The organism is Lysobacter capsici (assembly GCF_014779555.2).
GTDB lineage: Bacteria > Pseudomonadota > Gammaproteobacteria > Xanthomonadales > Xanthomonadaceae > Lysobacter > Lysobacter capsici.
This window is the reverse complement of sequence record NZ_CP094357.1, coordinates 4,470,685-4,493,894: the sequence shown is the minus strand read 5'-3', so window position 1 is coordinate 4,493,894 and position 23,210 is coordinate 4,470,685. Positions and strand designations below refer to the sequence as shown.

17 protein-coding genes are annotated in these 23,210 nt (G+C 66.6%); 10 read left to right on the top strand and 7 right to left on the bottom strand.

Features of this window, described 5'->3' with window-relative positions; translation table 11 throughout:
- The first annotated feature begins 260 nt into the window (after positions 1–260).
- The 5 genes from IEQ11_RS18420 to IEQ11_RS18400 all read left to right on the top strand — a co-directional run bounded on the left by IEQ11_RS18420 (position 261) and on the right by IEQ11_RS18400 (position 13,006).
- A complete protein-coding gene (locus IEQ11_RS18420) occupies positions 261–2,297 on the top strand; it encodes a proprotein convertase P-domain-containing protein (RefSeq protein WP_247024596.1) in 2,037 nt (678 codons plus the stop codon).
- Between the two features lie 826 nt (positions 2,298–3,123).
- The gene (locus tag IEQ11_RS18415; protein WP_228464943.1) at positions 3,124–5,136 is read left to right on the top strand and encodes a proprotein convertase P-domain-containing protein; all 2,013 of its coding nucleotides are present in this window, start codon (positions 3,124–3,126) and stop codon (positions 5,134–5,136) included.
- 358 nt (positions 5,137–5,494) lie between these two features.
- On the top strand, positions 5,495–7,783 hold the full coding sequence (locus IEQ11_RS18410) for a M14 family zinc carboxypeptidase (protein ID WP_191823069.1): 2,289 nt from the start codon (positions 5,495–5,497) through the stop codon (positions 7,781–7,783).
- 1,783 nt (positions 7,784–9,566) lie between these two features.
- Positions 9,567–11,243 carry a M20/M25/M40 family metallo-hydrolase gene (locus IEQ11_RS18405; RefSeq protein WP_191823763.1) on the top strand — a complete coding sequence of 559 codons (1,677 nt, stop codon included), beginning with the start codon at positions 9,567–9,569 and terminating at the stop codon, positions 11,241–11,243.
- Positions 11,244–11,692: 449 nt separating this feature from the next.
- Positions 11,693–13,006: a M20/M25/M40 family metallo-hydrolase gene (locus IEQ11_RS18400; protein ID WP_191823762.1), complete on the top strand. Its 1,314-nt coding sequence runs from the start codon at positions 11,693–11,695 to the stop codon at positions 13,004–13,006.
- Positions 13,007–13,070: 64 nt separating this feature from the next.
- Here the strand turns inward: IEQ11_RS18400 and IEQ11_RS18395 are convergent, their stop codons facing one another.
- From IEQ11_RS18395 to wrbA, 5 genes are all read right to left on the bottom strand, one after another.
- A complete protein-coding gene (locus tag IEQ11_RS18395; RefSeq protein WP_191823761.1) occupies positions 13,071–13,739 on the bottom strand; it encodes a hypothetical protein in 669 nt (222 codons plus the stop codon).
- 218 nt (positions 13,740–13,957) lie between these two features.
- On the bottom strand, positions 13,958–14,443 hold the full coding sequence (locus IEQ11_RS18390) for an asparaginase domain-containing protein (protein WP_191823760.1): 486 nt from the start codon (positions 14,441–14,443) through the stop codon (positions 13,958–13,960).
- 301 nt (positions 14,444–14,744) lie between these two features.
- Entirely contained in the window at positions 14,745–15,710 is a 966-nt protein-coding gene (locus IEQ11_RS18385) for a DUF6708 domain-containing protein (RefSeq protein ID WP_052756347.1), read from the bottom strand.
- Between the two features lie 166 nt (positions 15,711–15,876).
- Positions 15,877–16,263 carry a DUF2069 domain-containing protein gene (locus tag IEQ11_RS18380; RefSeq protein ID WP_191823759.1) on the bottom strand — a complete coding sequence of 129 codons (387 nt, stop codon included), beginning with the start codon at positions 16,261–16,263 and terminating at the stop codon, positions 15,877–15,879.
- Entirely contained in the window at positions 16,260–16,853 is a 594-nt protein-coding gene (gene wrbA, locus IEQ11_RS18375; RefSeq protein WP_057922322.1) for an NAD(P)H:quinone oxidoreductase, read from the bottom strand. The genes IEQ11_RS18380 and wrbA overlap by 4 nt, the downstream gene beginning before the upstream one ends.
- 283 nt (positions 16,854–17,136) lie before the next feature.
- Between wrbA and IEQ11_RS18370 the strand changes: the two genes are divergently transcribed.
- From IEQ11_RS18370 to IEQ11_RS18355, 4 genes are all read left to right on the top strand, one after another.
- Positions 17,137–18,408: a YihY family inner membrane protein gene (locus IEQ11_RS18370; protein WP_096415285.1), complete on the top strand. Its 1,272-nt coding sequence runs from the start codon at positions 17,137–17,139 to the stop codon at positions 18,406–18,408.
- A complete protein-coding gene (locus IEQ11_RS18365) occupies positions 18,408–19,082 on the top strand; it encodes a TlpA family protein disulfide reductase (protein ID WP_191823758.1) in 675 nt (224 codons plus the stop codon). The genes IEQ11_RS18370 and IEQ11_RS18365 overlap by 1 nt, the downstream gene beginning before the upstream one ends.
- Positions 19,079–19,348: an acylphosphatase gene (yccX, locus tag IEQ11_RS18360; protein WP_046657651.1), complete on the top strand. Its 270-nt coding sequence runs from the start codon at positions 19,079–19,081 to the stop codon at positions 19,346–19,348. The genes IEQ11_RS18365 and yccX overlap by 4 nt, the downstream gene beginning before the upstream one ends.
- Positions 19,349–19,515: 167 nt before the next feature.
- On the top strand, positions 19,516–20,613 hold the full coding sequence (locus IEQ11_RS18355) for a hypothetical protein (protein ID WP_191823757.1): 1,098 nt from the start codon (positions 19,516–19,518) through the stop codon (positions 20,611–20,613).
- Positions 20,614–20,796: 183 nt separating this feature from the next.
- Here IEQ11_RS18355 and IEQ11_RS18350 read toward each other — a convergent pair whose 3' ends face one another.
- A complete protein-coding gene (locus IEQ11_RS18350; protein ID WP_191823756.1) occupies positions 20,797–21,723 on the bottom strand; it encodes a DUF2145 domain-containing protein in 927 nt (308 codons plus the stop codon).
- 26 nt (positions 21,724–21,749) lie between these two features.
- Positions 21,750–22,121: a hypothetical protein gene (locus IEQ11_RS18345; protein WP_157754103.1), complete on the bottom strand. Its 372-nt coding sequence runs from the start codon at positions 22,119–22,121 to the stop codon at positions 21,750–21,752.
- A gap of 185 nt (positions 22,122–22,306) precedes the next feature.
- On the opposite strand from IEQ11_RS18345, the gene IEQ11_RS18340 reads away from it, so the two are divergent.
- Positions 22,307–23,050 carry a helix-turn-helix domain-containing protein gene (locus tag IEQ11_RS18340; RefSeq protein WP_191823755.1) on the top strand — a complete coding sequence of 248 codons (744 nt, stop codon included), beginning with the start codon at positions 22,307–22,309 and terminating at the stop codon, positions 23,048–23,050.
- The last annotated feature ends 160 nt before the right edge of the window (positions 23,051–23,210 follow it).

The window sequence follows — 23,210 nt, the reverse complement described above, 5'->3', positions numbered from 1 at the left end:
ATTGTCGCCACGCAGCCCAGCGCGATGTCACCGGCCCGCGGATCGCTTCGATCCGCGGGCATCGCAAGCGCAAGACCTCGCAGTTCGAGCGCGCGCAGGGGAGCGCCTCATCCCGCGCGGCGCGCCGTCGCGTACGACGGCGAAGTGCCGACCCGGTCCGCCACGGACGCGGGCCGGCATTCGCCCCACGCGATTCACGCCGCCATTCATCGTGGTCCAAACCGAACCATCGCCTGAATCACCAACGGACGGAGACATCCATGAAACGAATCACCCTCACCCTCGGCCTGCTCGCCTTGTCGATCGGCACCGCGCTGGCCGGCCCGGCGCTGCGCCCGGCCGCGTTCGACAACGCCCGCCTGGCGCGCGTCGACGCCATCGCTGTGCGCGCGATGCCGGCGGTCGACGTGGCCAAGCTGCGCGCCGAAGACCTCAAGCGCGACGCGCGCAACGAAGTGCCGCGCTTCGCCACCGCCTTGCCGGTGAGCATCGACACGCTCAACAGCGGCACCTGGGAATCGCTCGACGACGGCAACGTGGTCTGGCGCACCCGCATCGAATCCAAGGACGCGCTGTCGCTGAACTTCCACTTCGATCAGTTCAATCTGCCCGAAGGCGCGCGCATGCTGATCTATCCGGCCGACCAGGGTCCGAACTCCAACGCCGGCCGCGTGCGCAGCTTCACCCCGGCCGACAACAACGCCTTCGGCGAACTGTGGACGCCGGTGGTGCTGGGCGACGAGGCGGTGATCGAAGTGGTGGTGCCGGCGGCGAAGGTCGGGCAACTCAAGCTGCACCTGGCCAAGGTCAATCACGACTATGTCGGCTTCGGCAAGCTCGCGCGCAACGCCGCGCTGGATGTCGGCCCGATGGCGACCTCGGGCAGCTGCGAGATCGACGTGGTCTGCCCGGAAGGCAACGGCTACCGCGACATCATCCGTTCGGTCGCGGCGTACTCGAAGCAGGGCACGATGTGGTGCACCGGCTCGCTGGTCAACAACACCGCCAACGACAGGAAGATGTACTTCCTGACCGCGAACCATTGCGGCATGACCAGCGCCTCGGTCAACAACTCGATGGTCGTGTACTGGAACTACCAGAACAGCACCTGCCGTCTGCCCGGTTCCTCGGCCAGCGGCGCCGACGGCGACGGTTCGCTGGCGCAATCGCAGACCGGCGCGACCCTGCGCGCGACCTACGCGACCTCCGACTTCACCCTGCTCGAACTCAACACCGCCGCCAACCCGGCCTACAACCTGTACTGGGCCGGCTGGGATCGCCGCGACCAGAACTACAACAGCTCGATCGCGATCCACCATCCCAACGTCGCCGACAAGCGCATCAGCTTCTCCGACAGCGCCTCGCGCACCACCAACTACGGCGGCGCCGACTACAACCCGCCGACCGTCGCCAACGGCAGCCACGTGTTCGTGAAGTGGGGCGTCAATCGCGGCGTGACCGAGCCGGGTTCCTCGGGCTCGCCGCTGTACAGCCCGGACAAGCGCGTGATCGGCCAGCTGCACGGCGGCCCGTCGAGCTGCACCGTGCCGCAGGAACAAAAAGCCGATTACTACGGCCGCATCTTCACCTCCTGGACCGGCGGCGGCGCCGCGGCTTCGCGCCTGAGCGACTGGCTCGACGCTTCCGCGACCGGCGCGCAGTTCGTCGACGGCCTGGATTCGACCGGCACGCCGCCGACCAACAATCCGCCGAGCGCGAACTTCACCTCGTCGGCCAGCGCGCTGACGGTGAGCTTCACCGATACTTCCAGCGACAGCGACGGCACCATCGCCTCGCGCAGCTGGAACTTCGGCGACGGCACCACCTCGACCGCGACCAATCCGTCGAAGACCTACAGCGCGGCGGGCACCTACACCGTCACCCTGACCGTCACCGACGACGACGGCGCCACCAACACCAAGACCGCCTCGGTCACGGTCAGCGGCGGCAACGGCAGCCAGACCTACAGCAACGGCACCGACGTCGCCATCACCGACAACGCCACCGTGGAAAGCGCGATCGTGGTGTCCGGCCGCAGCGGCAACGCGCCGTCCAGCACGCCGATCGCGGTCAACATCCTGCACACCTACAAGAGCGACCTCAAGGTCGACCTGGTCGCGCCGGACGGAACCGTCTACAACCTGCACAACCGCACCGGCGGCAGCACCGACAACATCATCCAGACCTACACCAAGAACCTGTCGAGCGAAGCCTTGAACGGTACCTGGAAGCTGCGCGTCAACGACAACGCCGGCGGCGATGTCGGCAAGATCGACAGCTGGAGCATCACGTTCTGATCCGGTCATTGGATCCGAAGTAGTCGCGCCAGAACCCCCGGCTTCGGCCGGGGTTCTTCGTTTGCACGGGCGCGGCGCTCGAAACCCGGCACGTCGAAATGAAGCTGCGTCACGCCACGAGCCGCAAGCCGCGTTGCGACGCGATCTGATGTGATGCGATGCAACGTGATGCGAGGAAACGCAACGCAACGCAACGATCATGTTCGACCGCCCTGAGCGCCGATGATCGCCCGTCGCGCTACCGAACGCGATCTTCAGGCGAGGCGAGCCGGCGAGCTCTTTTGTGGGGATTTCAGCCCCGACGTCTTCCGCTCAGATCGCCGCGTCAATCGATCCATGCATGCCCCCGAACCCGCGCTGCCATGCCGAAAGCCCGAGACCCGATCGCCGTGAACCCTGCCGCGTCATCTCCCGCGCCGGTGAACTTCCGATCACCCCACCTCGAAGTTCCGCTGCTTCGTGCGCTGGATTGCATTGTGAATTCGCGCGACGTCTCAGTTTCAATTTCCCGTCATGCACACCGATTTCAACAGCAACAAATCTTCGTCGTATGCGTGACGCGATGCACGGATGCTATGTCGACTCGGCGGGTTTGCGTCTTGTTGTGTGCGACAAATCTGCCGCAGAGTCACGCCGTGGTCGCCATCGATGCTTCGTTGCGCACCACGCGTCGAAGAACCAACGCACGCTCATGGGGAAGCATGCGGCACCGCCTGCATCAATCGCTGGAGCTTCCAGTTCCCACCATCTGACCCCGTCGCCATCGCCATCGGTCACCGGCCCAGCCGGCGGCGCGGTCATGCCTCTACTACGGACGGAGAGACTCATGAAACGCATTTGTGGTTCCTTGCTGTTGCTCGGACTGTCGATCAGCGCCGCTCTCGCCGCGCCGGCCTCGCGCCCGGCGGCATTCGAATACACCAACGTGTCGAGCGTGGACAAGGTCGCCCTGCGCACCATGCCCGCGGTCGACGTGGCCAAGCTCAAGGCCGAAGACCTGCAGCGCGACAAGCGCGGCGACATCCCGCGCTTCGCGTTCCCGATGACGGTCGACATGACCCCGCTGAATTCCGGCGTGTGGGAAGACGTCGACGCCGACACCGTGGTCTGGCGCCAGCGCATCCGTTCGGAAAAAGCGCTGTCGTTGAACTTCGGTTTCACCCAGTACCACATGCCGCAGGGCGGTCGCCTGCTGGTCTATCCGGCGACTCAGACCGCCGGCGGCGATCGCGCGCTGATCAACGAATACACCGCGCGCGAAAACAACGCGCAGGGCCAGTTGTGGACCGCGGTCGTTCCCGGCCAGGAAGCGGTCATCGAAGTGGTGGTGCCGCGCGCCAAGATGGGCGAGCTCAAGCTGCACCTGACCAAGGTCAACCACGACTACGTCGGCTTCGGTCCGCTCGCGCGCCGCCTGGCGCTCGCCGCCGGCGAGAAGGGCGTGTCGGGCAGCTGCAACATCGACGTGGTCTGCCCCGAGGGCGACGGCCGTCGCGACATCATCCGTTCGGTCGGCGCCTATTCGAAGAACGGCACGCTGGCGTGTACCGGTTCGCTGGTCAACAACACCGCCAACGACAAGAAGATGTACTTCCTGACCGCGCACCACTGCGGCATGGGTACCGCTTCGACCGCGGCGTCGATCGTGGTGTACTGGAACTATCAGAACTCGACCTGCCGCGCGCCGAACACGCCGGCCAGCGGCGCCAACGGCGACGGTTCGATGAGCCAGACCCAGACCGGTTCGACGGTCAAGGCGACCTACGCGGACTCCGACTTCACCCTGCTCGAACTGAACACCCCGGCCAACCCGGCGTTCAACCTGTTCTGGGCCGGCTGGGACCGTCGCGATCAGAACTATCCGGGCGCGATCGGCATCCATCACCCGAACGTCGCCGAAAAGCGCATCAGCAACTCGACCAGCCCGACCTCGTTCGTGGCCTGGGGCGGCGGCGCCGGCACCACCCACTTGAACGTGCAGTGGCAACCGACCGGCGGCGTGACCGAACCGGGTTCCTCGGGTTCGCCGATCTACAGCCCGGAAAAGCGCGTGCTCGGTCAGTTGCACGGTGGTCCATCGAGCTGCAGCGCGACCGGCACCAACCGCAGCGACCAGTACGGCCGCGTGTTCACTTCGTGGACCGGCGGCGGTGCGGCGGCTTCGCGTCTGAGCGACTGGCTGGATCCGGCCTCGACCGGCGCGCAGTTCATCGACGGCCTGGATTCGGGCGGCGGTCCGGTCAACACCCCGCCGGTGGCGAATTTCACCTCGACCACCAGCGGCCTGACCGCGACCTTCACCGACAGCTCCACCGACAGCGACGGCTCGATCGCGTCGCGTAGCTGGAACTTCGGCGACGGCACCACCTCGACCGCGACCAATCCGACCAAGACCTACAGCGCGGCCGGCACCTACACCGTCACGCTGACCGTCACCGACAACGGCGGCGCCAGCAACACCAAGACCGGCACGGTCACGGTGTCCGGCGGCCCGGGTTCGCAGACCTACACCAACGACACCGATGTCGCGATCACCGACAACGCCACCGTGGAAAGCTCGATCACCGTGTCCGGCCGCACCGGCAACGGCTCGGCCACCACGCCGATCCAGGTGACGATCTATCACACCTACAAGAGCGATCTGAAGATCGACCTGATCGCGCCGGACGGCACGGTCTACAACATCCACAACCGCACCGGCGGCAGCGCCGACAACGTCATCGGCACGTTCACCAAGAACCTGTCGAGCGAGCCGCTCAACGGCGTGTGGAAGTTGCGCGTGAACGACAATGCGACCGCCGATGTCGGCCGCATCGACAAGTGGAGCATCACGTTCTGATCGAACCGATGTGATCGACACGACGCCGCGGCCTTCGGGCCGCGGCGTTTTTCCAGGCGCATTCGATCCGTCGACAGATTGCGCGCCGCGCGGCAATCGCCTCGCCCGCGAAGCGCGGACGCGCCGTCGCGGCGCGACGCATCTCAACTTCGCGATCGCGATTCGCATCGTGTCAGTGCGACGCAAGTGGTGATGTATTTCTGCGCCAGTCGCCACTAACTCGTTCTGTTGTATGCATCACGAAAGCACGCCGTCCATGCGCCGAGCGGCGCTTGTCAGCGATTCGGTCCGCTCCGCAGCATGGCCTGCAGCACGCCCCGCGCCTGCCCACCGCCCATGATCCATGGAGAGTTTCCCAATGCGCTTCCAACCTGCCGCGTTGCCGCTGCTGCTGGCTTTGTCCGCCAGCGCCGCGGCCGCCGATGATCTGCCGGTATTCGTCACCGCCCAGTACGACAACCCGGCGCAACTGCAACGCATCGCCTCGCGCTTCCAGCATTTGAATGTCGACCGCAACGCCAGGACGGTGAAGGTCGAGGCGATGCCCGAGGATCTCACCGCGCTGACCAAGGCGGGCTTCAAGTATCAAGTCGATCAGGAGGCCACCGCGCGACTGCAGCGTCTGCAGACCGCGCTGCAGGGCTCGCTCAACGGGGTCAAGAGCATTCCGGGTTTCGCATGCTTCCGGACCGTCGAGGAAACCTATACGACGATGGATAACTTGGTCGCGAGCAAGCCGAATCTTGCCCGCATCACCAATATCGGCCCGACCTGGCAGAAGACCCAGAACCCCGGCACCGGTTACGACATGCGCGTGCTGCGCCTGAGCAACACCGCCACCGACGCGGCCTTGCCGAACAAGCCGACCTTGGTGTTGTTCGGTTCGATCCACGCGCGCGAGTACGCGCCGGCCGAACTGGTCACCCGTTTCGCCGAAGGCCTGGTCAACGGCTACGGCACCGATCCGGAAGCGACCTGGCTGCTCGACAACTTCGCCTTCCAGCTGGTGCTGCAGGCCAATCCCGACGGCCGCAAGAAGGCCGAAGCCGGCGCGTCGTGGCGCAAGAACGTCAACAACAGCAACGGCGGCAGCTGCAGCGCGAGCAGCTACGGCACCGACCTCAACCGCAATTTCCCGTATCACTGGAACACCGCGGCCGGTGGCTCCAGCGGCAACCAGTGTGCGGAAACCTACCGCGGCCCGACCGCGGCCTCGGATCCGGAAACCCAGAACCTGATGCGTCTGGTCGCCGGCACCCGCGGCAGCAACGGCGTGTATACCGGCGGCATCTTCGTCGACCGTCGTCCCGACGACGTCAACACCGCCGCGCCCGACGACACCCAGGGCGTGTTCATCGACATCCACAGCGCCGCCGACCTGGTGCTGTGGTCGTGGGGCGACACCAGCAATCCCGCGCCGAACATGAGCGGGTTGCGCACCCTCGGCCGGCGCATGGCGTACTTCAACGGCTATTACCCGCAGCAGTCCGATGAGTTGTACGCCACCGACGGCACCACCGACGACACCATGTACGGTCTGCTCGGCGTGCCTGGCTATACGATCGAACTCGGCGGCAGCTTCTTCGAAAGCTGCAGCAGCTTCACCGGTACCACGCTGCCGAACAACCTCAAGACCCTGCGTTACGTCGCGCGCAGCCTGTGGGCGCCTTACACATTGCCCAGCGGTCCGGACACCACCGTGGTCAACGTCTCGTCGCCCACCGTGCCCGCGGGCACGCCGGTGACCATCACCGCGAACATCAACGACAGCCTGTTCAACCAGAGCAACGGCAGCGAACCGGTGCAGAACATCGCGTCGGCGCGCGCGTATCTGGATGCGCCGCCGTGGGCGAGCGGAGCGACGCCGATCGCGTTGAGCGCCAGCGACGGCAGCTTCAACAGCAGCAACGAAAACGTCACCGGCAGCATCTCGACGACTGGCCTGAGCCAGGGCGTGCACACCGTGTACGTGCAGGGCACCGACGCGGCCGGCAAGCCGGGCACGCCGAACGCGGTGCGCTTCACCGTCGGCGGCACCGGCCCGGTCAACAATCCGCCGGTGGCGAACTTCACCTCGTCGGCGAGCGCGCTGACTGTGAATTTCACCGACACCTCCAGCGACAGCGACGGCAGCATCGCCTCGCGCAGCTGGAACTTCGGCGACGGCACCACGTCCACCGCGACCAATCCGTCGAAGACCTACAGCGCGGCGGGCACCTACAGCGTCAGCCTGACCGTCACCGACGACGACGGCGCCACCAACACCAAGACCGCCTCGGTCACCGTGAGCGCGGGCCCGGGCGGCACCCAGACCTACAGCAACGGCACCGATGTCGCGATCACCGACAACGCCACCGTCGAGAGCTCGATCGTGGTGTCGGGCCGCACCGGCAATGGGGGCGCGAGCACGCCGGTGGAGGTGGCGATCTATCACACCTACAAGAGCGACATCAAAGTCGACCTGGTGGCGCCGGACGGCACGGTCTACAACATCCACAACCGCACCGGCGGCAGCGCTGACAACGTGATCGGCACCTTCAACAAGAACCTGTCGAGCGAGCCGCTCAACGGCACCTGGAAGTTGCGCGTCAACGACAATGCGACCGGCGATACCGGCCGCATCGATACGTGGAGTCTGACGTTCTGATCCGGTACGGATGATCTGGAGCGGCCCGGGTGCGGCGAGGTGTCGCTGTGCCCGGGCTTGTCGGTGTGAGGGGCGATGCCTTGAAGGTGTCCGCGATGGGGGCGTGGCTACATCGCAGCCCCTGTAGGAGCGACGTGAGTCGCGACCGCGACATTTCGAACACGTCGAGACCTGCGCCGTAGTTGTGTTTTCGCGGTTGGGGCTTGTGACCGAAGGAAATTCAGTAGGATGCCGCTCCTACAGTTAGGCCATGGGGCTTTCATCCGAGATCGGGTTCATTTTCATTTTCAGCGCTGCGAGGCCTTTGGATCGAAGTCGCTGTAGGAGCGACGCGAGTCGCGACCGCGACATTTCGAACACGTCGAGACCTGCGCAGTAGTTGCGTTTTCGTGGTCGCGGCTTGCGCCGCTCCTACAGGTAGGCCATGCCGTTCCGCTTGAAGCCGCGCAGTCCATCCAGCGCTGCGAGGCCTGTAACTCGCGTTAGCAACAGGACACCCGTAGGGCGGCGCACATGGATGTGCGCCGTGCGCCACCGAGACAGGATGTCTCGTGTGGCGCATGCCTGCGTCAGCTCCGATCGCGCGGGCTCTTGATTCAAAGAAAAGCATTTTTCTTTGGTTACCTTTTGACCGAAGGGAATCCAGGCGGACTTTTGTCGCTTTAGACAAAAGAAAGTGACCCGCCGCTTCAGCGGCGGAAGCTTTTGATCCTGCTTGCAGCTTTAAAGGCTTTAAAGGCTTCAAAGCTTCAAAGCTTCAAAGCTTTGAAGCTTTGAAGATTTGGAGCTCTAGAGCTTGTGAAGCCAAAGGCAGGATCAACAGCTTTCGTCCGCAAGCGGCCGAGTTACTTTCTTTTGTCAAAAGCGACAAAAGAAAGGTAACCAAAGAAAAACGCTTTTCTTTGAATCAAGGGCCCGCAAGTGCGGTGCTTTCGCGGGCATGCGCCACACGGGACATCCATGTCCCGGTGGCGCACGGCGTGCATCCTGCACGCCGCCCTTCGGGTGTGCTGTTGCTAACGCGAGTCCGTGGCTTCGCAGCGCTTGTGGGTAGCCTCGGCTTCAGGCTCAAGCCAAAGTCATAGGCAAAGGCAAAGGCAAAGGCAAGGGCAAAGGCAAGGGCAAAGGCAAAGGCAAGGGCAAAGGCAAGGGCAAGGGCAAGGGCAAAGCGCAGCTTCAAATCAAAGTCAGGCTGATGCCACTCCAAGTCGAGCCAAGCTGAGCCCAGCAAAGCCAAAAACCAGAGCGAAGCCAAAGCCAAGCGACCGGGCAGGGCAGCGCCAGCGAACGGTAAGCGAACCCCATTCGCGCCATCCATCGAATCGCGAACGCGACTTTTCTACATGCACTCATGGCGACAGCTCACTAAAAATGTGATGCAACGATTCCAGCGGCCACTCGAACGCAGCGCGCGAAGTGCCCCGTCCGGGCGCATTGTTTCCTTCGGCGAAACCCCGAAAATTCCGCGGATTTCTCGCGCCTAGCCCCGGCCTAGACCATCCGCATCCGCACCGTAAGCGTTTACTGCACGGTTGCATGACTGAGGTCACGAACGCGAATGTGCGCTCGAACCGATTGCGGCTTGTTCGCGCGATGCATACCCGCTTAGGGTCGAAACCCGGGCGTATCGGAACCTTTCCCCCGCACGGTTCGGCGCCGCTTTCACGCGCAGCAAACCCCTCGCGACGACCGCGCCACGCGCGGCCGTCATCCCAGTCCATCCGCGTCCCCGCGCCGATGCCGAAATCATCGCGCCGGCGACGTCGAACCAGGAGCGCTTTCCGTGAATCAGCAACTTGCCACCGTGCCCGCTTCATCCCTGCGGACGATGTTCGTTCCGACCCTGCTCGCCCTCGCGCTCGCCGCCGCCACCGCGCCGGCGTTCGCGCAGGACCACGCGCACGATCACGTGCGTCCGGCCGATGCCACCGACGACCCGTTCAAGCCGGTCTACATCGTGACCTCGCGCGCCACCTTCGACGCCGGGGTCAAGACGCTGACGAACAGCTCGGTCGGCCTGAGCAATCCGGCCGGCGCCAAGCTGGTGATTTCCGAACTGCAGACCCATCAGCTGGTCGATATCGCCCGCCACGTGCACGAGAAGGAACAGCGCTGCGGCGGCTTCGTCGCGTTCGATTCGCGCGAAGAGGCCGAAACCTTCGTCAAGAACGATCGCAGCGTGCAGGCGATCAACGCCCAGTTCGCGACCTACACCATCGACAACCAGGCCACGGTGACGCCGTGGCTGAGCCAGGTCGCCGAAGCCAATATCCGCGGCACCATCAATCACTTGTCGACCTCGTACCCGAACCGCTACTACGCCTCGACCCACGGCCGCACTTCGGCGACCTGGATCAAGGACACCTGGCTCGGCCTGGCCAACGGCCGCAGCGACGTCACCGCCGAGCTGTACACCGGTTGCACCAATTGCTCGACCCAGCCTTCGGCGATCCTGACCATCCAGGGCAGCGAACTGCCGAACGAAGTGGTCGTGCTCGGCGCGCATCTGGACTCGATCTCCAGCAGCGGCAGCGGCGATGCGATGAACGCGCCGGGCGCCGACGACGACGCCTCGGGCATCGCCACCCTGACCGAAGTGCTGCGCGTGGCCATGGCCAGCGGCTACAAGCCCAAGCGCACGATCAAGTTCATGGGCTACGCGGCCGAGGAAGTCGGCCTGCGCGGATCCAAGGCGATCGCCACCGATTTCCAGACCCGCGGCGTCAACGTGGTCGGCGTGCTGCAACTGGACATGACCAACTACCGCGTCAGCGGCGCGCCGGCGGTGCGGCTGGTCAGCGATTTCTCCAACTCCAGCCTGCAGCAGTTCCTGCGCGATCTGTACAGCACCTACCTCGGCGGCACCGTCGGCAGCTACACCTGCGGCTACGGCTGTTCGGATCACGCCTCGTGGACCGCGGCGGGCTTCCCGGCGGCGATCTATTTCGAGGGCGGCACCGCCAACGGCGGCTACTCGCCGTACATCCACACGCCCAACGACACGATGGCCAACATGAGCAACTCGGCGGCCAACAGCGTGCCGTTCGCGAAGCTCGGCCTGGCCTTCCTCGGCGAGCTCGGCAAGACCGCCGGCACCGGTCCGGGCCCGGGCCCCGGCGTGCAGACCTACACCAACGGCACCGACGTCGCGATCACCGACAACGCCACGGTCGAAAGCACGATCAACGTGTCGGGCCGCACCGGCAACGCGCCGACCAACGCCTCGGTGTCGGTCAACATCCTGCATACCTACAAGCAGGACATCAAAGTCGACCTGGTCGCGCCGGATGGCTCGCTCTACAACATCCACAACCGCACCGGCGGCAGCGCCGACAACGTGACCGGCACCTTCACCTTCAATCTGTCCAGCGAAACGCTCAACGGCGCGTGGAAGCTGCGGGTCAACGACAACGCCGGCGGCGACGTCGGCCGCATCGACACCTGGAGCATCACGTTCTGATCGACGGCGGCGAATCGATGCGGCTACGCATCGGTTCGCCGCACGGCCACACCGATTAAGACTCTGCGACCCCGGCTCCGGCCGGGGTTTTTTTATGCCGATGCCGGGCGCGGCATCGCGATCGATCGGCGGCTTGCGCGCCGACGCGTGCACAGCGAATGCAGCGCAAGCCGATTCGGACTCGTCTGATTCGCCGATTTGCATGACGGCGATCACCCGCATGTGGATGCCGCGAAAGCAGGGCGTGGCCGGGATCGGCGCGATGCCCTCTAGCCTGGAATCGCGAGCGTCGACATCGCCCAGGGCAGGCGATCGGCCGGCGACGCGGCGTCGGATTCCGGGATCCTGGATCCGGCGTGTATGGCGTACCGCACGCGGCATCGCGGCGGCATCGATCGCGCAATCCGCACTGCGTCGTGTGCGGCGCCCCTCAGTCAAGGAGCCTCACCGTGCAACGTTCGATCCTGTTATCCCTCTCGCTGCTGTCGTTGGCCGCGCTCGCGCCCGCGTTCGCGCAGGCCGATGCCGACCGTACCGATCTGGCCCGGATCACTCCGGCTCACGTCGATCCCGCCCTGGCCGCCGCGCACTCCGATCCGTTCAAGCCGGTGTACGTGGTGACCTCGCGCCAGACCCACGACGCGGGCCTGAGCACGCTGGCGCGCAACGCCAGCGCCCGCGTCGCCCGCAGCGGCGCGGCCCTGGTCGTGTCCGAACTGCAGACCCACCAGCTCACCGATCTGAGCCGCCACGTGCACGAAAAGGAACGCCGCTGCGGCGGCTATTTCGCCTTCGACAGCCGCGCCGAAGCCGAGGCCTTCGTGCGCGACGACCGCAGCGCGGAAGCGATGACCACCGCCTTCGCCAGTTATGCGATCGACAACCAGGCCACGGTCACGCCGTGGCTGGGGCAGGTCAGCGAAGCCAATATCCGCGCGACCATCCAGTCGCTGTCGAGCAACTGGCCGAACCGCCACGCCAGCACCAGCCACGGCCGCAACGCGGCGACCTGGGTTCGCGACCGCTGGGCCGCGCTCGGCAACGGCCGCGGCGATGTCAGCACCGAACTGTTCAATTGCAGCGGCTGCGGTTCGCAGCCGTCGGTGATCCTCACCATCCGCGGCAATGAACTGCCGAACGAAGTGGTGGTGCTCGGCGCGCACCTGGACACGATTTCCAACAGCGGCAGCGGCGAGACCATGCGCGCGCCCGGCGCCGACGACGACGCGTCCGGCATCGCCACCTTGACCGAGGTGCTGCGCATCGCCATGGCCAACGGTTACAGGCCCAAGCGCACGATCAAGCTGATGGGCTATGCGGCCGAGGAAATCGGCCTGCGCGGTTCCAAGGCGATCGCCGCGGATTTCAAGGCCCGCGGCGTCAACGTGGTCGGCGTGCTGCAGCTGGACATGACCAACTACCGCACCAGCACCGCGCCGGACGTGCGGGTGATCAACGACTTCTCCAACGCCGGCCTGCAGCAGTTGCTGCGCGACCTGTTCGCGACCTACCTCGGCGGCAGCCTGCGGCTGGGCAGCTACACCTGCAACTACGGCTGTTCCGATCACGCCTCGTGGACCGCGGCGGGCTATCCGGCGGCGATGTATTTCGAAGGCGGCAACGCCAACGGCGGCTATTCGCCGTACATCCACACCGCCAACGACACCCTGGCCAGCGTGGGCCAGTCGGCGCAGGCGAGCGTGCCGTTCGCCAAGCTGGGGCTGGCGTTCCTGGGCGAGGTGGGCAAGACCGCCGGGCGCTGAGGGCGGGGCGGTGGCGACGATCCGGGCCGTGGGTCCGGATCGTCGCGGGATACCGACTGCGAGGTCAGCGGGTGCAGCTTTCGTCGGGTTCGATCGCGCCGCGCTTGCCGATACGCCAGTTGGTGACGCTGCCGAGCGCGTCGGTTTCGAACACGAGTTGGGTGTCCTTGCCGTCGGGCGGCGACACCTGCAGGAACGCGGCGCCCTCGAAGCTCGGGTTCGGAATCTGCTTGACCTTGCCGGGGTAGGCCTTGTTGATCTCGTCGATGCTCATGCCGATGCGGCCGCCGCCGGGGGCGAGCGCCTTGGGATCGTAGACGTCGATGCCGCTCAGGCCGTCGGCGCCCATCAGGAAGCCGTACTGGTGGGTGATCGCGCCGCGCACCGGGTACAGCAGGTAGCACTTGGCGTCGGGACGCTGGCCGTTGTTGTCCTTCATCTCGCCGCCCCAGGCGCCGCGCACGGCCGCGGCATCGGCGCCGAACCTGGCGGTGACCGCGCCGGCCTGCGTGCCGCCGTTGAAGCCGTCGTAGCCGATCGCGTCGTTGCGCAGCACCCGCGCGGGCGGTTCCAGCGGATTGGGGGCGGCGTCCGCCGACGCGGCCGCCGGCGCCTTGCCGGTGTCGGTCTGGGCCGCGGCGGCGGGCTGGGCGGGTTCGGCGGGTTTCTGGCAGGCCGCCAGCGCGAGCAGCGCCAACGCAGACACCGTCAGGGCCGGAACGATTCGACGCATGAAGATCACCGCAGCAGTGGACAAGCCGTCGATGCTAATCCATCGCGGGCCGCCGCAAGGGCCGAATCCACACCCGATGTGGACCCAAATGCGCGACGGCGTTGGCGATCCGCGAGACGCCGGTGGAGCTTGCGATGTGATGCGCGGTCGGGTTTGCCGATATTGGCCAGACCCCGGGCCTGGCCGCTTCGGGCCGCGCGATCACACCGGCGCGGGGTTCACAGCGCTTCGAAACGGTTGGCTTCGATGTTCTTGCGGACCTTGGCCGGGTCCCAGATCCGCCCGTTCATGGCGATGTAGACGCCGGCCGGCAGCGACTGCACCGCGCCGACCGCGGTGCCGATGTTGAACTCGGCGTCCGAGCCGCGGAACCGCGCCGGGTTCAGCGCGCCGGTCAGGACGATGGTCTTGCCGGGGATGGTGGCCAGCACCTTGGCGGTCTCGACCATGCTGTCGGTGCCGTGGGTGACCAGCACGTGCTGCGCGTCCTGGGCGGCGATCGCGGCGCGGATCAGCTCGCGGTCGGCGCCGGTGATGTGCAGCGAATCCTTGCGGATGATCGGAATCACGCTGTAGCGGAAGGCCACGCCGAGCTCGTCGAGAATGCGGCCGATCTGCGGTTCGCCGATCTGGTAGTCCGACTTGTCGTCGAAGTAGATCTTGTCGATCGTGCCGCCGGTGGTGACGATGCAGAGCTGGTCCATCGTGTGGGGTTCGCGTACTCGGGGAGACGGCGATTATAGGACCCCAGGCCGCCGGCGGTCGCTTTTGGACAGCGGCGTTGTTGCGCGGTATGTCCTGCGCCCGCGAATCGCGGCCTTCAGCTTTCGGGGTCGCGGCGTTCGCGGCGGGATATGCGCCGAGGCTGGCGGCTTGCCTGCCGCTGAGGAATGGCGCCCTGGCCGGCATGCTTGCGGGCCGGGGAATGCGCCGGCCATGGCCGTCCAGGCCCGGCGGTCGACGCGTCGCGCGAGCGGGTGCCTGGCTCGCCGTGCAGGCCTCCGGTCAGATCGAATAGATCCCTTCCTTCGGATTGGTGCTCTCGTCCTTCACGTACGGATCGTCCGCCTCGATACGGCATTGCGCCTGGATGTGTTCGGGCCACACCGGCACCTTGCTGGTCCACATCGAGACGATGCGGCCCACGACGCACAGCAGCCAGAACGGCAGCAGCGGGTACCACACCCACAGACCAACGCCCATGAAATGCACATGCAGGCGGTCGAACGAGAAGCGCAAGCTTTCCCGGTGTTCGGCGATGGGCATGCACACGTGCACCAGTCGCCAGGCCTGCTCGGGACCGTCTTCCATGTAGCGGCGCAGAAACTCCCAGTTTCCGCGCAGCACGTCCAGTTCACCGACATCCCGCACGAACGAGAAGGCGAACGTGTCGAGCACCGTCTCGCCGTCGTCGGCCATGACGTGGGCCAGGATGTCCCAATCCTGATTGCCACTGCCCATGGGGCAGGGCGTCAGGGTCACGAACAGTTTGTCCCAGTCGGCGGTGAGGATCGGCCGGCCCGGGCGGCCCGGGCGGAATACGTGGACTTTGCGGGTCTTGCGGTTCAGGCGAATGGGAAAGTGGGTGAACGTGAAAGTTTCTTTAAGGGCATACCAGGCATAAACGCCCATGCCGGCAAAAAGAATGATTCCGGCGACCAGCAGAAAAAGCATGTCTTGTTGCGGATTTTCACCGGGCCGTCCCCAACGAGTCACCGTGGTCCAGACAAAGCCCATATACCCGACACCAGATGACGCGATGGCGCTCCCCATCAACATGGTCAGCGTCCCTCGCCACGCGTAGTAGCGGTCGACCGTCTCCATGAAGGTGCTGTTGAGCTTGATCACGCACAGGTCATCGCTCAACGGCAGATCCAGCCGTTCCTTTTGCCTGAGTTGGTTCTCGCGTTCGGCGTCGGTCAGCGGTCGGTTTTTCTTGTAGCCGAGCAGCACGCCGGTGAAATTCATCATGCGCGGATCATCTTGGGTTGCCAGACGACTTGGTCACCCGCCGCGAGCGCCATGGTTCGGGCTCGCGTCGAGACAGGCGGCGGGATGGTGCTTTGTTGCGAACTGGATGTTGCCGGCGTTTTGTGGGCGGGCGGTCGCTATCGGCTGCGGATGGCTTATCGGGCTCTTACTGCCGTGGCTTCGGTGGCTCGGCTTTTTTGCCGAACCTCGCTTTCACGCCGGCCAGGTTGGCCGCGAAGATCACCACCAGCGCCAGCACCAGCTCGATCCAGGCGTACGCGCGTTCGGCCGGCGACGACCAGGCCAGCATGACGCCGTGGCAGAACCAGAACAGCGCGAGCACGCCGGCCCAGTAGGCGGCGAGCCGGCTGCGCAGGGCGACGCCGAGCGCGAGCAGGGTCGGCGGCAGCACGAACACGGTCAGGCCGGCGATCAGATGTTGCCGCGGCAGCAGGTACCAGAGGCAGAACAACGCCGCCAGCAGCAACAGCGCGATCAGCAGCACCCAGTCGGCGCGGCTGCGCGGCGCGCGCGTCGGGGCCGGCGCGTTCAACGGCTCACCTTGGCGACCAGTTCGGCGACGCGGCGGCCGAGCGCGCGGGCGAGGATCGCCTCGTCCTCGCTGGGCTGCGGATCGTCCTGGGCGCCGGCGACGTGGCTGGCGCCGTAGGGCGTGCCGCCGCCGCGGGTGTGGCTGAGCGCGGGCTCGGTGTAGGGAATGCCGACGATCACGCAGCCGTGGTGCAGCAGCGGCACCATCATCGTCAGCAGGGTGGATTCCTGGCCGCCGTGCTGGGTCGCGGTCGAGGTGAACACCGCCGCGGGCTTGCCGACCAGGGTGCCGCTGGCCCATTCGGCGCCCAGGCCGTCCAGCCAATGCTTGACCGGCGCGGCCATGTTGCCGAAGCGGGTCGGGCTGCCGAGCACCAGGCCGGCGCATTCGACCAGATCGCGCGCGTCCACGTACGGGGCGCCGTCGTCGGGCACCGGCGGCGCGGCGGTCTGGGTGACCGCGGCCACCGGCGGCACGCTGCGCACGCGCGCGCTGACGCCGTCGACCTCGCCGATCCCGCGCGCGATCTGCCGCGCGAGCCGCGCCACCGATCCGCCGCGGCTGTAGTAGAGCACCAGTACTTCGGTCATTGGATTCTCCTTTGCGGGGAAGGATAGAGGAATGCGCTGAGGGGGCGGGCGGGCCCTCACCCCAACCCCTCTCCCGCAGGCGGGAGAGGGGCTCATGTACGCGGCGGCTTGGTTTCCTTCTCCAGCAAGCGGGAGAGGGGCTCATGTATGCGGCGGCTTTGTTTCCTTCTCCCGCGCTCGCGGGAGAAGGTGGCCCGAAGGGCCGGATGAGGGCACGTGGCCCGGGCCAACGCGAATCGCCACTGCATGCCACCCCCACACCCCATCGGTTACCCTGCGGCGGATGGAACCTCTGGACTCGATCTACCGCTGGGCCGACCGCGTGCGCGACCGCGCGCGCATGAGCACGTTCTTCCGCTTCCTGGCCAAGCGCTTCCTCGACGACAACCTGTTCCAGGCCGCCGGCGCGCTGTCGTACACCACCGTGTTCGCGCTGGTGCCGCTGTCGATGGTGGTGTTCGGCGTGCTCTCGGCGTTCCCGATGTTCGGCGAATGGAGCGACCGCCTCAGCGACTACATCTTCTCCAACTTCGTGCCGTCGGCGGCGCGCTCGGTGGAGAGCTACCTCAAGCAGTTCTCGGCCAACGCCGGACAGCTCACCACCGCCGGCGTGATCGCGCTGGTGGTCTCGCTGCTGATCACCCTCAACGGCGTGGAAGCCGCGTTCAACCGGATCTGGCGGGTGCCTTCGGCGCGGCCGCGGCTGGGACGGTTCCTGGTCTACTGGACCGTGCTGACCCTGGGCGCGCTGATCGCCGCGGCCAGCCTGGCGATCTCGGCGCGCTTTTTCGCGATGGAAGTGTTCGCCACCGAACCGGGCCGCTGGCTGGAAGGCCTGCTGCTGCGGGTCGCGCCGATGGGCCTGGAATGGCTGGCGTTCGCGGCGATCTTCAAGGTCGTGCCGCATCGCACGATCAAGTGGCGACACGCCGTGGCCGGCGCGTTCCTGGCGATGGTGCTGTTCGAATTGATCAAGGGCGGCATCGGTTTCTACCTGGGCAGCTTCGGTTCGTATTCGAAGATCTACGGCACCCTGGCGTTCGTGCCGATCTTCCTGCTGTGGATCTACCTGAGCTGGGTCGCGGTGCTGCTGGGCGCGTCGCTGGCCTCCTCGATCGCCGCGTTCCGCTATCAGCCCGCGTCGATGCGGCTGCCGCTGGGGTTCGAGATGTACGGCCTGCTGCGCCTGCTCGCGCGCTTCAACGAGGCGCGCAAGGACGGCCGCGGCCTGCACGTCGACGATATCCAGCAGCGCGAACCGATGCTGACCGACGCCCTGGTCCAGCAGATGCTCGACCAGCTCGGCCAGATCAACGTGGTGCGCCGCGCCGAAAGCGGCGAATGGCTGCTGGCCCGCGATCTCGACGATTTGTCGCTGGGCGAGCTGTACGAAGCCTGCAACCTGCGCATTCCGATCGCCGAGGCGATGCTGCCGTGCCGCGACGACCTGCTCGGTCAGTCCGCGGTCGCGGCGATGGACGAACTGCGCGTGCCGTTGCGCGCTCTCATGAAACGACGCGTGTCCAGCATTCACGCCGAAGAGGAACGATCCTGATGTCCAGCCTCACCCGCGCCACCACCCGTCGCAGTCTGCCGCTGCTCGCCCTTGCGATCGCCGCGGCCTTGCTTGCCGCGTGCCAGAAACCCGCTGAACCCGTCGCGGCCAAGCCGGCCGACGCCAAGCCCGCCGCGACCGCGCCAACCGACGCGCCCACGGCCGACAAGCCGTCAACCGATAAGCCAGCCTCCGACAAGCCAGCTTCCGACACGCCCGAGCTGCGCATCGCGACGATCGACGGCAAGACCTACGACCTGGCCGAACACCGCGGCCGCTGGGTGGTGGTGAATTTCTGGGCGACCTGGTGCGCGCCGTGCATCAAGGAAATGCCCGAGCTGTCGGCGCTGGACACTATGCGCGAACACATCGAGGTGATCGGCCTGGCCTACGAGGAAATCGAACTGCCCGACATGCAGGCGTTCCTGAAGGAGCATCCGGTGTCGTACCCGATCGCGATTTTGGATGTGACCGCGCCGCCGGCCGCGTTCGACACCCCGCGCGGCCTGCCGATGACCTATCTGATCGGGCCCGACGGCAAGGTCGCTGACAAATTCCTCGGCCCGGTCGATGCGAAGAAGATCGAGGACGCGATCGCCAGGGCCGGTGGGCCGAAGGCAACCGAAGCGGCGCCGGCAGTCGCGAAAGGCGGCGCATCCGCGGGCCATACATGAGCGCGGCGCGCTTCTTCGTAGCCGGCAAGGTCCAAGGCGTGTGGTTCCGCGCATCCACTCGCGAGCAGGCGCTAGCGCTGGACCTGCGCGGCTACGCCAACAACCTGCGCGACGGCCGGGTCGAAGTCCTGGCCGTCGGCGAGGAGGCCGCGATCGAACGCTTGGCGCAATGGCTGCGCCAAGGCCCGCCGATGGCGCGGGTCGACACCTTGCTGCGCGAGGCGGCGAGCGAGAGCGAAGCCGGCGACGGCTTCGTCTGCGGCTGAGCGCGGCGCGATTCGATCCGGCTCGGCATGGCTCGGCGCTGTCGGCAGCAACGCGATAGCGGCGACGCCGACGCCGCTAGGGTCGCCACTAGCGTGGGCACACCCTAGCTAGGCAATGCGGCGTGGCGAGGCTTGAATGTCGCCAGCGAATCGCAAGGAGAGTCCCCATGTTGCCGCCCCTCGACCGGTCCTATCCGACCCAGCTGGACACCTGCAAACCGCCGGTGCCGCCGGCCGATCCGCGCGCGCCGGACCTGCGCCCGGTCGACGCCGACTACGGCCCCAATCAATTCGAAATCGGCGTCGACGGGCCCGACCCCGCGCTCGCCGTCGGCGGCAGCCACGACCAGCAGGAGCAGCAGCGCGACTACATGCTCGCGCTGGCCACGCGCGGTTTCGCCAGTTATCTGACCGGCCACACGCCGGGCACGCCGCGTTATCCCAGCGACGGCAACGTGCGCAACATCCTCGCCGACCTCAACACCAATCCGCCGATCGGCGAGGTCGGCGTCGACGTCACCCGCGCGGTCTACCAAAGCAATATTCCCAATGCGACCGCGCAAGAGGCGTACCAGCATTTCGTCGACAACCCCGAGCAGGTGTTCGGCGCCGGCGGCATGGAAATCCGCCCGCCGGCCGGTCGCCTGGAGGACGGCGGCCGCTACATGCTGGAAACCGGCGGTCCGCCGCCGACCTGGCTGCCGGTCGAGATCCGCCTGGATCCGGGCGCCAACGCGATCACCATCAACACCCTCGACGGCCATGTTTTGCGCGGCACCCAGACCTTCACCTTCACCGACGACTGCAACGGCGGCGCGGTGCTGAGCCAGGACGCGATCTTCCAGGGCAGCACTCAGATGGTCGGCGACATCCAGCAGCTCGCCTCGGTGTCCGGCGGCCAGCACAACGCCTGGGAAAACGCGCACCGCGAGATCTACGGCCAGTTCAACGGCGACCAGGATTACACCGGCATCGGCACCTCCGCGGTCAGCCCGGACCTGATCAAGGGCTGGGGCGAGGTGCTCAAGACCATCGCCGCCGACCCGGGCAACTTCGTCGACGTGCTGGTCGACAGCGGCGGCGAACTGGCCAACGAAACCATCGATCACTGGGGCGGCTGGGCCGGCGATTTCCTCGACTGGACCGGCATTCCCGGCGGCGGCGTGGTCCGCGACGTCACCGACACGCTCGGCGACGGCGTCAGCAAGGTCGCCGACGTGGGCGGCGATCTGATCGAGCTCGGGCTGAAGGCCAAGTTCTGGTGACGGATCGCTGCGATGCCGTCGTGTCCGCGAGGCGCGGCGGTATCGTACGAATGACGCTATCGAGTCCCGATAGCAAGCAAGCGCGCGTTGGCCGAACAGCGAGCGTGACGCTGCGCGATCTTCGATAAGATTCCGGCCGCACACAGCGCATCGCGCCGCCGCGACATTGCCGCCGGCCGCTCGCTACAGCGCGCCCAACCGCGTCATCACCTGGCCGTTGCGCCATTCGCACTGCGCGTCGACGTGGCCGCTGCGCTCGAGATACTCGATGATCGAGCGCACCGTCACCACCGGATAATCGCCGGCCAGGCGGGTGCCGATCGGATGATCGGTGAAGGCGACGTTGGCGCTGAACAAGCCGCCGAGCACGCGCTTGGAATAGGGGATATGGATGCGATCGGGACGGAAGCCGTCGTGTTCGGCCGCGCGGTAGGCCTCGCGCCGGTTGTTGCTCAGGCGCGTCGCGCCGGCCGGTTCGAGCAGGCTGGCGGCGAGGGTTTCCACCACCCAGGCGGTGGAGTTCTGATAGTCGGCGCTGCCGGGCCGCGCGATCAGGTTGTAGTGCGGCTGATGCAGCGCGCCGCGCGGCAATGCGCGCAGGTAGTCGGCCAGCCGCTGCGCCTGCTCGGGTCGCAGCCAGACGATGCGCGCGTCCTGGTTGACCAGATCGTCGGCGAAGAAATTGACCAGCCCTTGGGTGTACAGATTGGAGCGGTCGCTGCCGCATTCGTTAAGCAGGTGCACCGCGGTCCAGCGTCCGGCCGGGTGATCGCGCACGACGAAACCGACATGGCTGTAGACCAGCCCTTGCGCGGACAGGTCGGTGCCCACGCGTGCGACCAGCGCGGCCGGAGCGTCGCGTTGGTCGAGCGCGGCGGCGACGGTCAATGCGGTCTGCGCGGCCGCGGCGGCGCTTTGCGGGCTGATCGTTGCGTTCTCGCAGCGAGTGCCCGCACGTCCTTGTGCGGGCAACAGCCCCGATACCACCACTGCCACTCCCAGCGTGATGGCCAGCTTCCTGCCGGCCGCCGGCATCCTGCCAGTCACGAAGGTTCGAACGAGGAACGAGAACAAGGTCGTGCGGACCGCGCCGATGGAAGCGGCGCTCATGCAAGCCGCGTCCAAGCGAAGCGAATTCATGCGCCGACTCGCGCGCTGTGGATCAGCGCACGCGCGGCGGCATCGGGAACGAAACAGATCGCGTGGCCGGCGGCGTCGCTGATCAACCAACCGGCCGCGACCACCGACACCACCACCGAGGCGCCGACCGCGAGGCCCAGATCCTTGGCTGCCTTGGCCGACAGCACCACCACGAACGAGGCGCCCGCGCCGGCCGCGGACACCGTCACCGCGACCCCTTGCGCACTGGCGGCAACGCCGGTGACCGAAAACTTGGCGCCTTGCGACAAGGCATGCGCCGCCGCCACTGGCACTTCGACCGAGGCGTTGAGGCTGGCTTCGGACTGGCGGCTGACCGCGTCCGATTGCCCCGCCGCCCTTGCCGGCATCCCTGCCAGCAAGCCTGCGACGGCCAAACCCATCAAGACCCGGGGGAGCATGCGTTCGGCAATCCGTGGCATTCGAGCAACCTGGTCCTGGTGTGGAGCCACCCTCGGCGGGCCTCGCGGCGATTGCAACAATCATCGACAAAGTGGCTCGGACTGGACTGCCCGGTAGCGTATTGTGATACCCCATGGCCCTCTCTCTAGAACTCGTCGACGCCCTCAAGCGCTTTCTGCGCGCCCAGGACCTGACCTATCGCGATCTCGCCGTGCGGCTGAAACTCAGCGAAGCGGCGGTCAAACGCATGTTTTCGCGCCGGGCGATGAGCCTGCAGCGATTGGAGGAGGTGTGCGAGGTGCTCGACATCGGCCTGGCCGAACTCAGCGCCGAGTCCGCGCGCGGACGCGCGCCCATGGCCGCGCTCAGCGAGGCGCAGGAGCAGGCGCTGGTCGACGAACCGGCGCTGCTGCTGGCCTTGTTCCTGACCTTGAACCGTTGGAAGCAGGCCGACGTCCAGGCCCATTTCAATTTCGACAACGCCCAGTGGACCGCGCTGCTGGTGCGGTTGGACCGGCTCGGCATCATCGAACTGATGCCCGGCAACCGCGGCCGGCCGTTGACCGCGCGCAATTTCCGCTGGCGCGCCGACGGGCCGATGGAGCGCTATTTCCGCCATCGCCTGCTCGGCGACTTCTTCGCCGACCCGTTCGACGGCGAACAGGACGTGCTGCTGTTGCTCAGCGGCGCGCTGAGCATCGCCGGCATCCGTCAGCTCAAGCAGCGGCTGGGCGAGGTCGCCCGCGAGTTCGACGCCTTGCTGGCGCGCGATGCCTCGTTGAGCGCGCAGGAGCGGGTCGGGGTGAGCCTGGTGCTGGCGCAGAAGCCGTGGCTGCTGCAGTTGTTCCAGCCGTATCGGCGGTCGCAGGGTGACTGACTACGTTACGGGCCGGGTGATGGCATTTCGACGTCATCGCCATGCGCCGCGTGAATCCAGTGGCGCGATGGTTGAATTTACGCGGTCGCGGCTTGCGCCGCTCCTACAGGCAGCCCATCCATGTAGGAGCGGCGCAAGCCGCGACCGCGTCACCGCGCAT

Coding starts and splice junctions, on each gene's coding strand:
- IEQ11_RS18345 (WP_157754103.1), bottom strand. CDS start 22,121: ATGCCGGCAAGGGCGGCGGGGCAATCGGACGCGGTCAGCCGCCAGTCC.
- yccX (WP_046657651.1), top strand. CDS start 19,079: ATGAGCGCGGCGCGCTTCTTCGTAGCCGGCAAGGTCCAAGGCGTGTGG.
- wrbA (WP_057922322.1), bottom strand. CDS start 16,853: ATGACCGAAGTACTGGTGCTCTACTACAGCCGCGGCGGATCGGTGGCG.
- IEQ11_RS18390 (WP_191823760.1), bottom strand. CDS start 14,443: ATGGACCAGCTCTGCATCGTCACCACCGGCGGCACGATCGACAAGATC.
- IEQ11_RS18350 (WP_191823756.1), bottom strand. CDS start 21,723: ATGAGCGCCGCTTCCATCGGCGCGGTCCGCACGACCTTGTTCTCGTTC.
- IEQ11_RS18385 (WP_052756347.1), bottom strand. CDS start 15,710: ATGATGAATTTCACCGGCGTGCTGCTCGGCTACAAGAAAAACCGACCG.
- IEQ11_RS18365 (WP_191823758.1), top strand. CDS start 18,408: ATGTCCAGCCTCACCCGCGCCACCACCCGTCGCAGTCTGCCGCTGCTC.
- IEQ11_RS18340 (WP_191823755.1), top strand. CDS start 22,307: ATGGCCCTCTCTCTAGAACTCGTCGACGCCCTCAAGCGCTTTCTGCGC.
- IEQ11_RS18355 (WP_191823757.1), top strand. CDS start 19,516: ATGTTGCCGCCCCTCGACCGGTCCTATCCGACCCAGCTGGACACCTGC.
- IEQ11_RS18420 (WP_247024596.1), top strand. CDS start 261: ATGAAACGAATCACCCTCACCCTCGGCCTGCTCGCCTTGTCGATCGGC.
- IEQ11_RS18395 (WP_191823761.1), bottom strand. CDS start 13,739: ATGCGTCGAATCGTTCCGGCCCTGACGGTGTCTGCGTTGGCGCTGCTC.
- IEQ11_RS18370 (WP_096415285.1), top strand. CDS start 17,137: ATGGAACCTCTGGACTCGATCTACCGCTGGGCCGACCGCGTGCGCGAC.
- IEQ11_RS18415 (WP_228464943.1), top strand. CDS start 3,124: ATGAAACGCATTTGTGGTTCCTTGCTGTTGCTCGGACTGTCGATCAGC.
- IEQ11_RS18410 (WP_191823069.1), top strand. CDS start 5,495: ATGCGCTTCCAACCTGCCGCGTTGCCGCTGCTGCTGGCTTTGTCCGCC.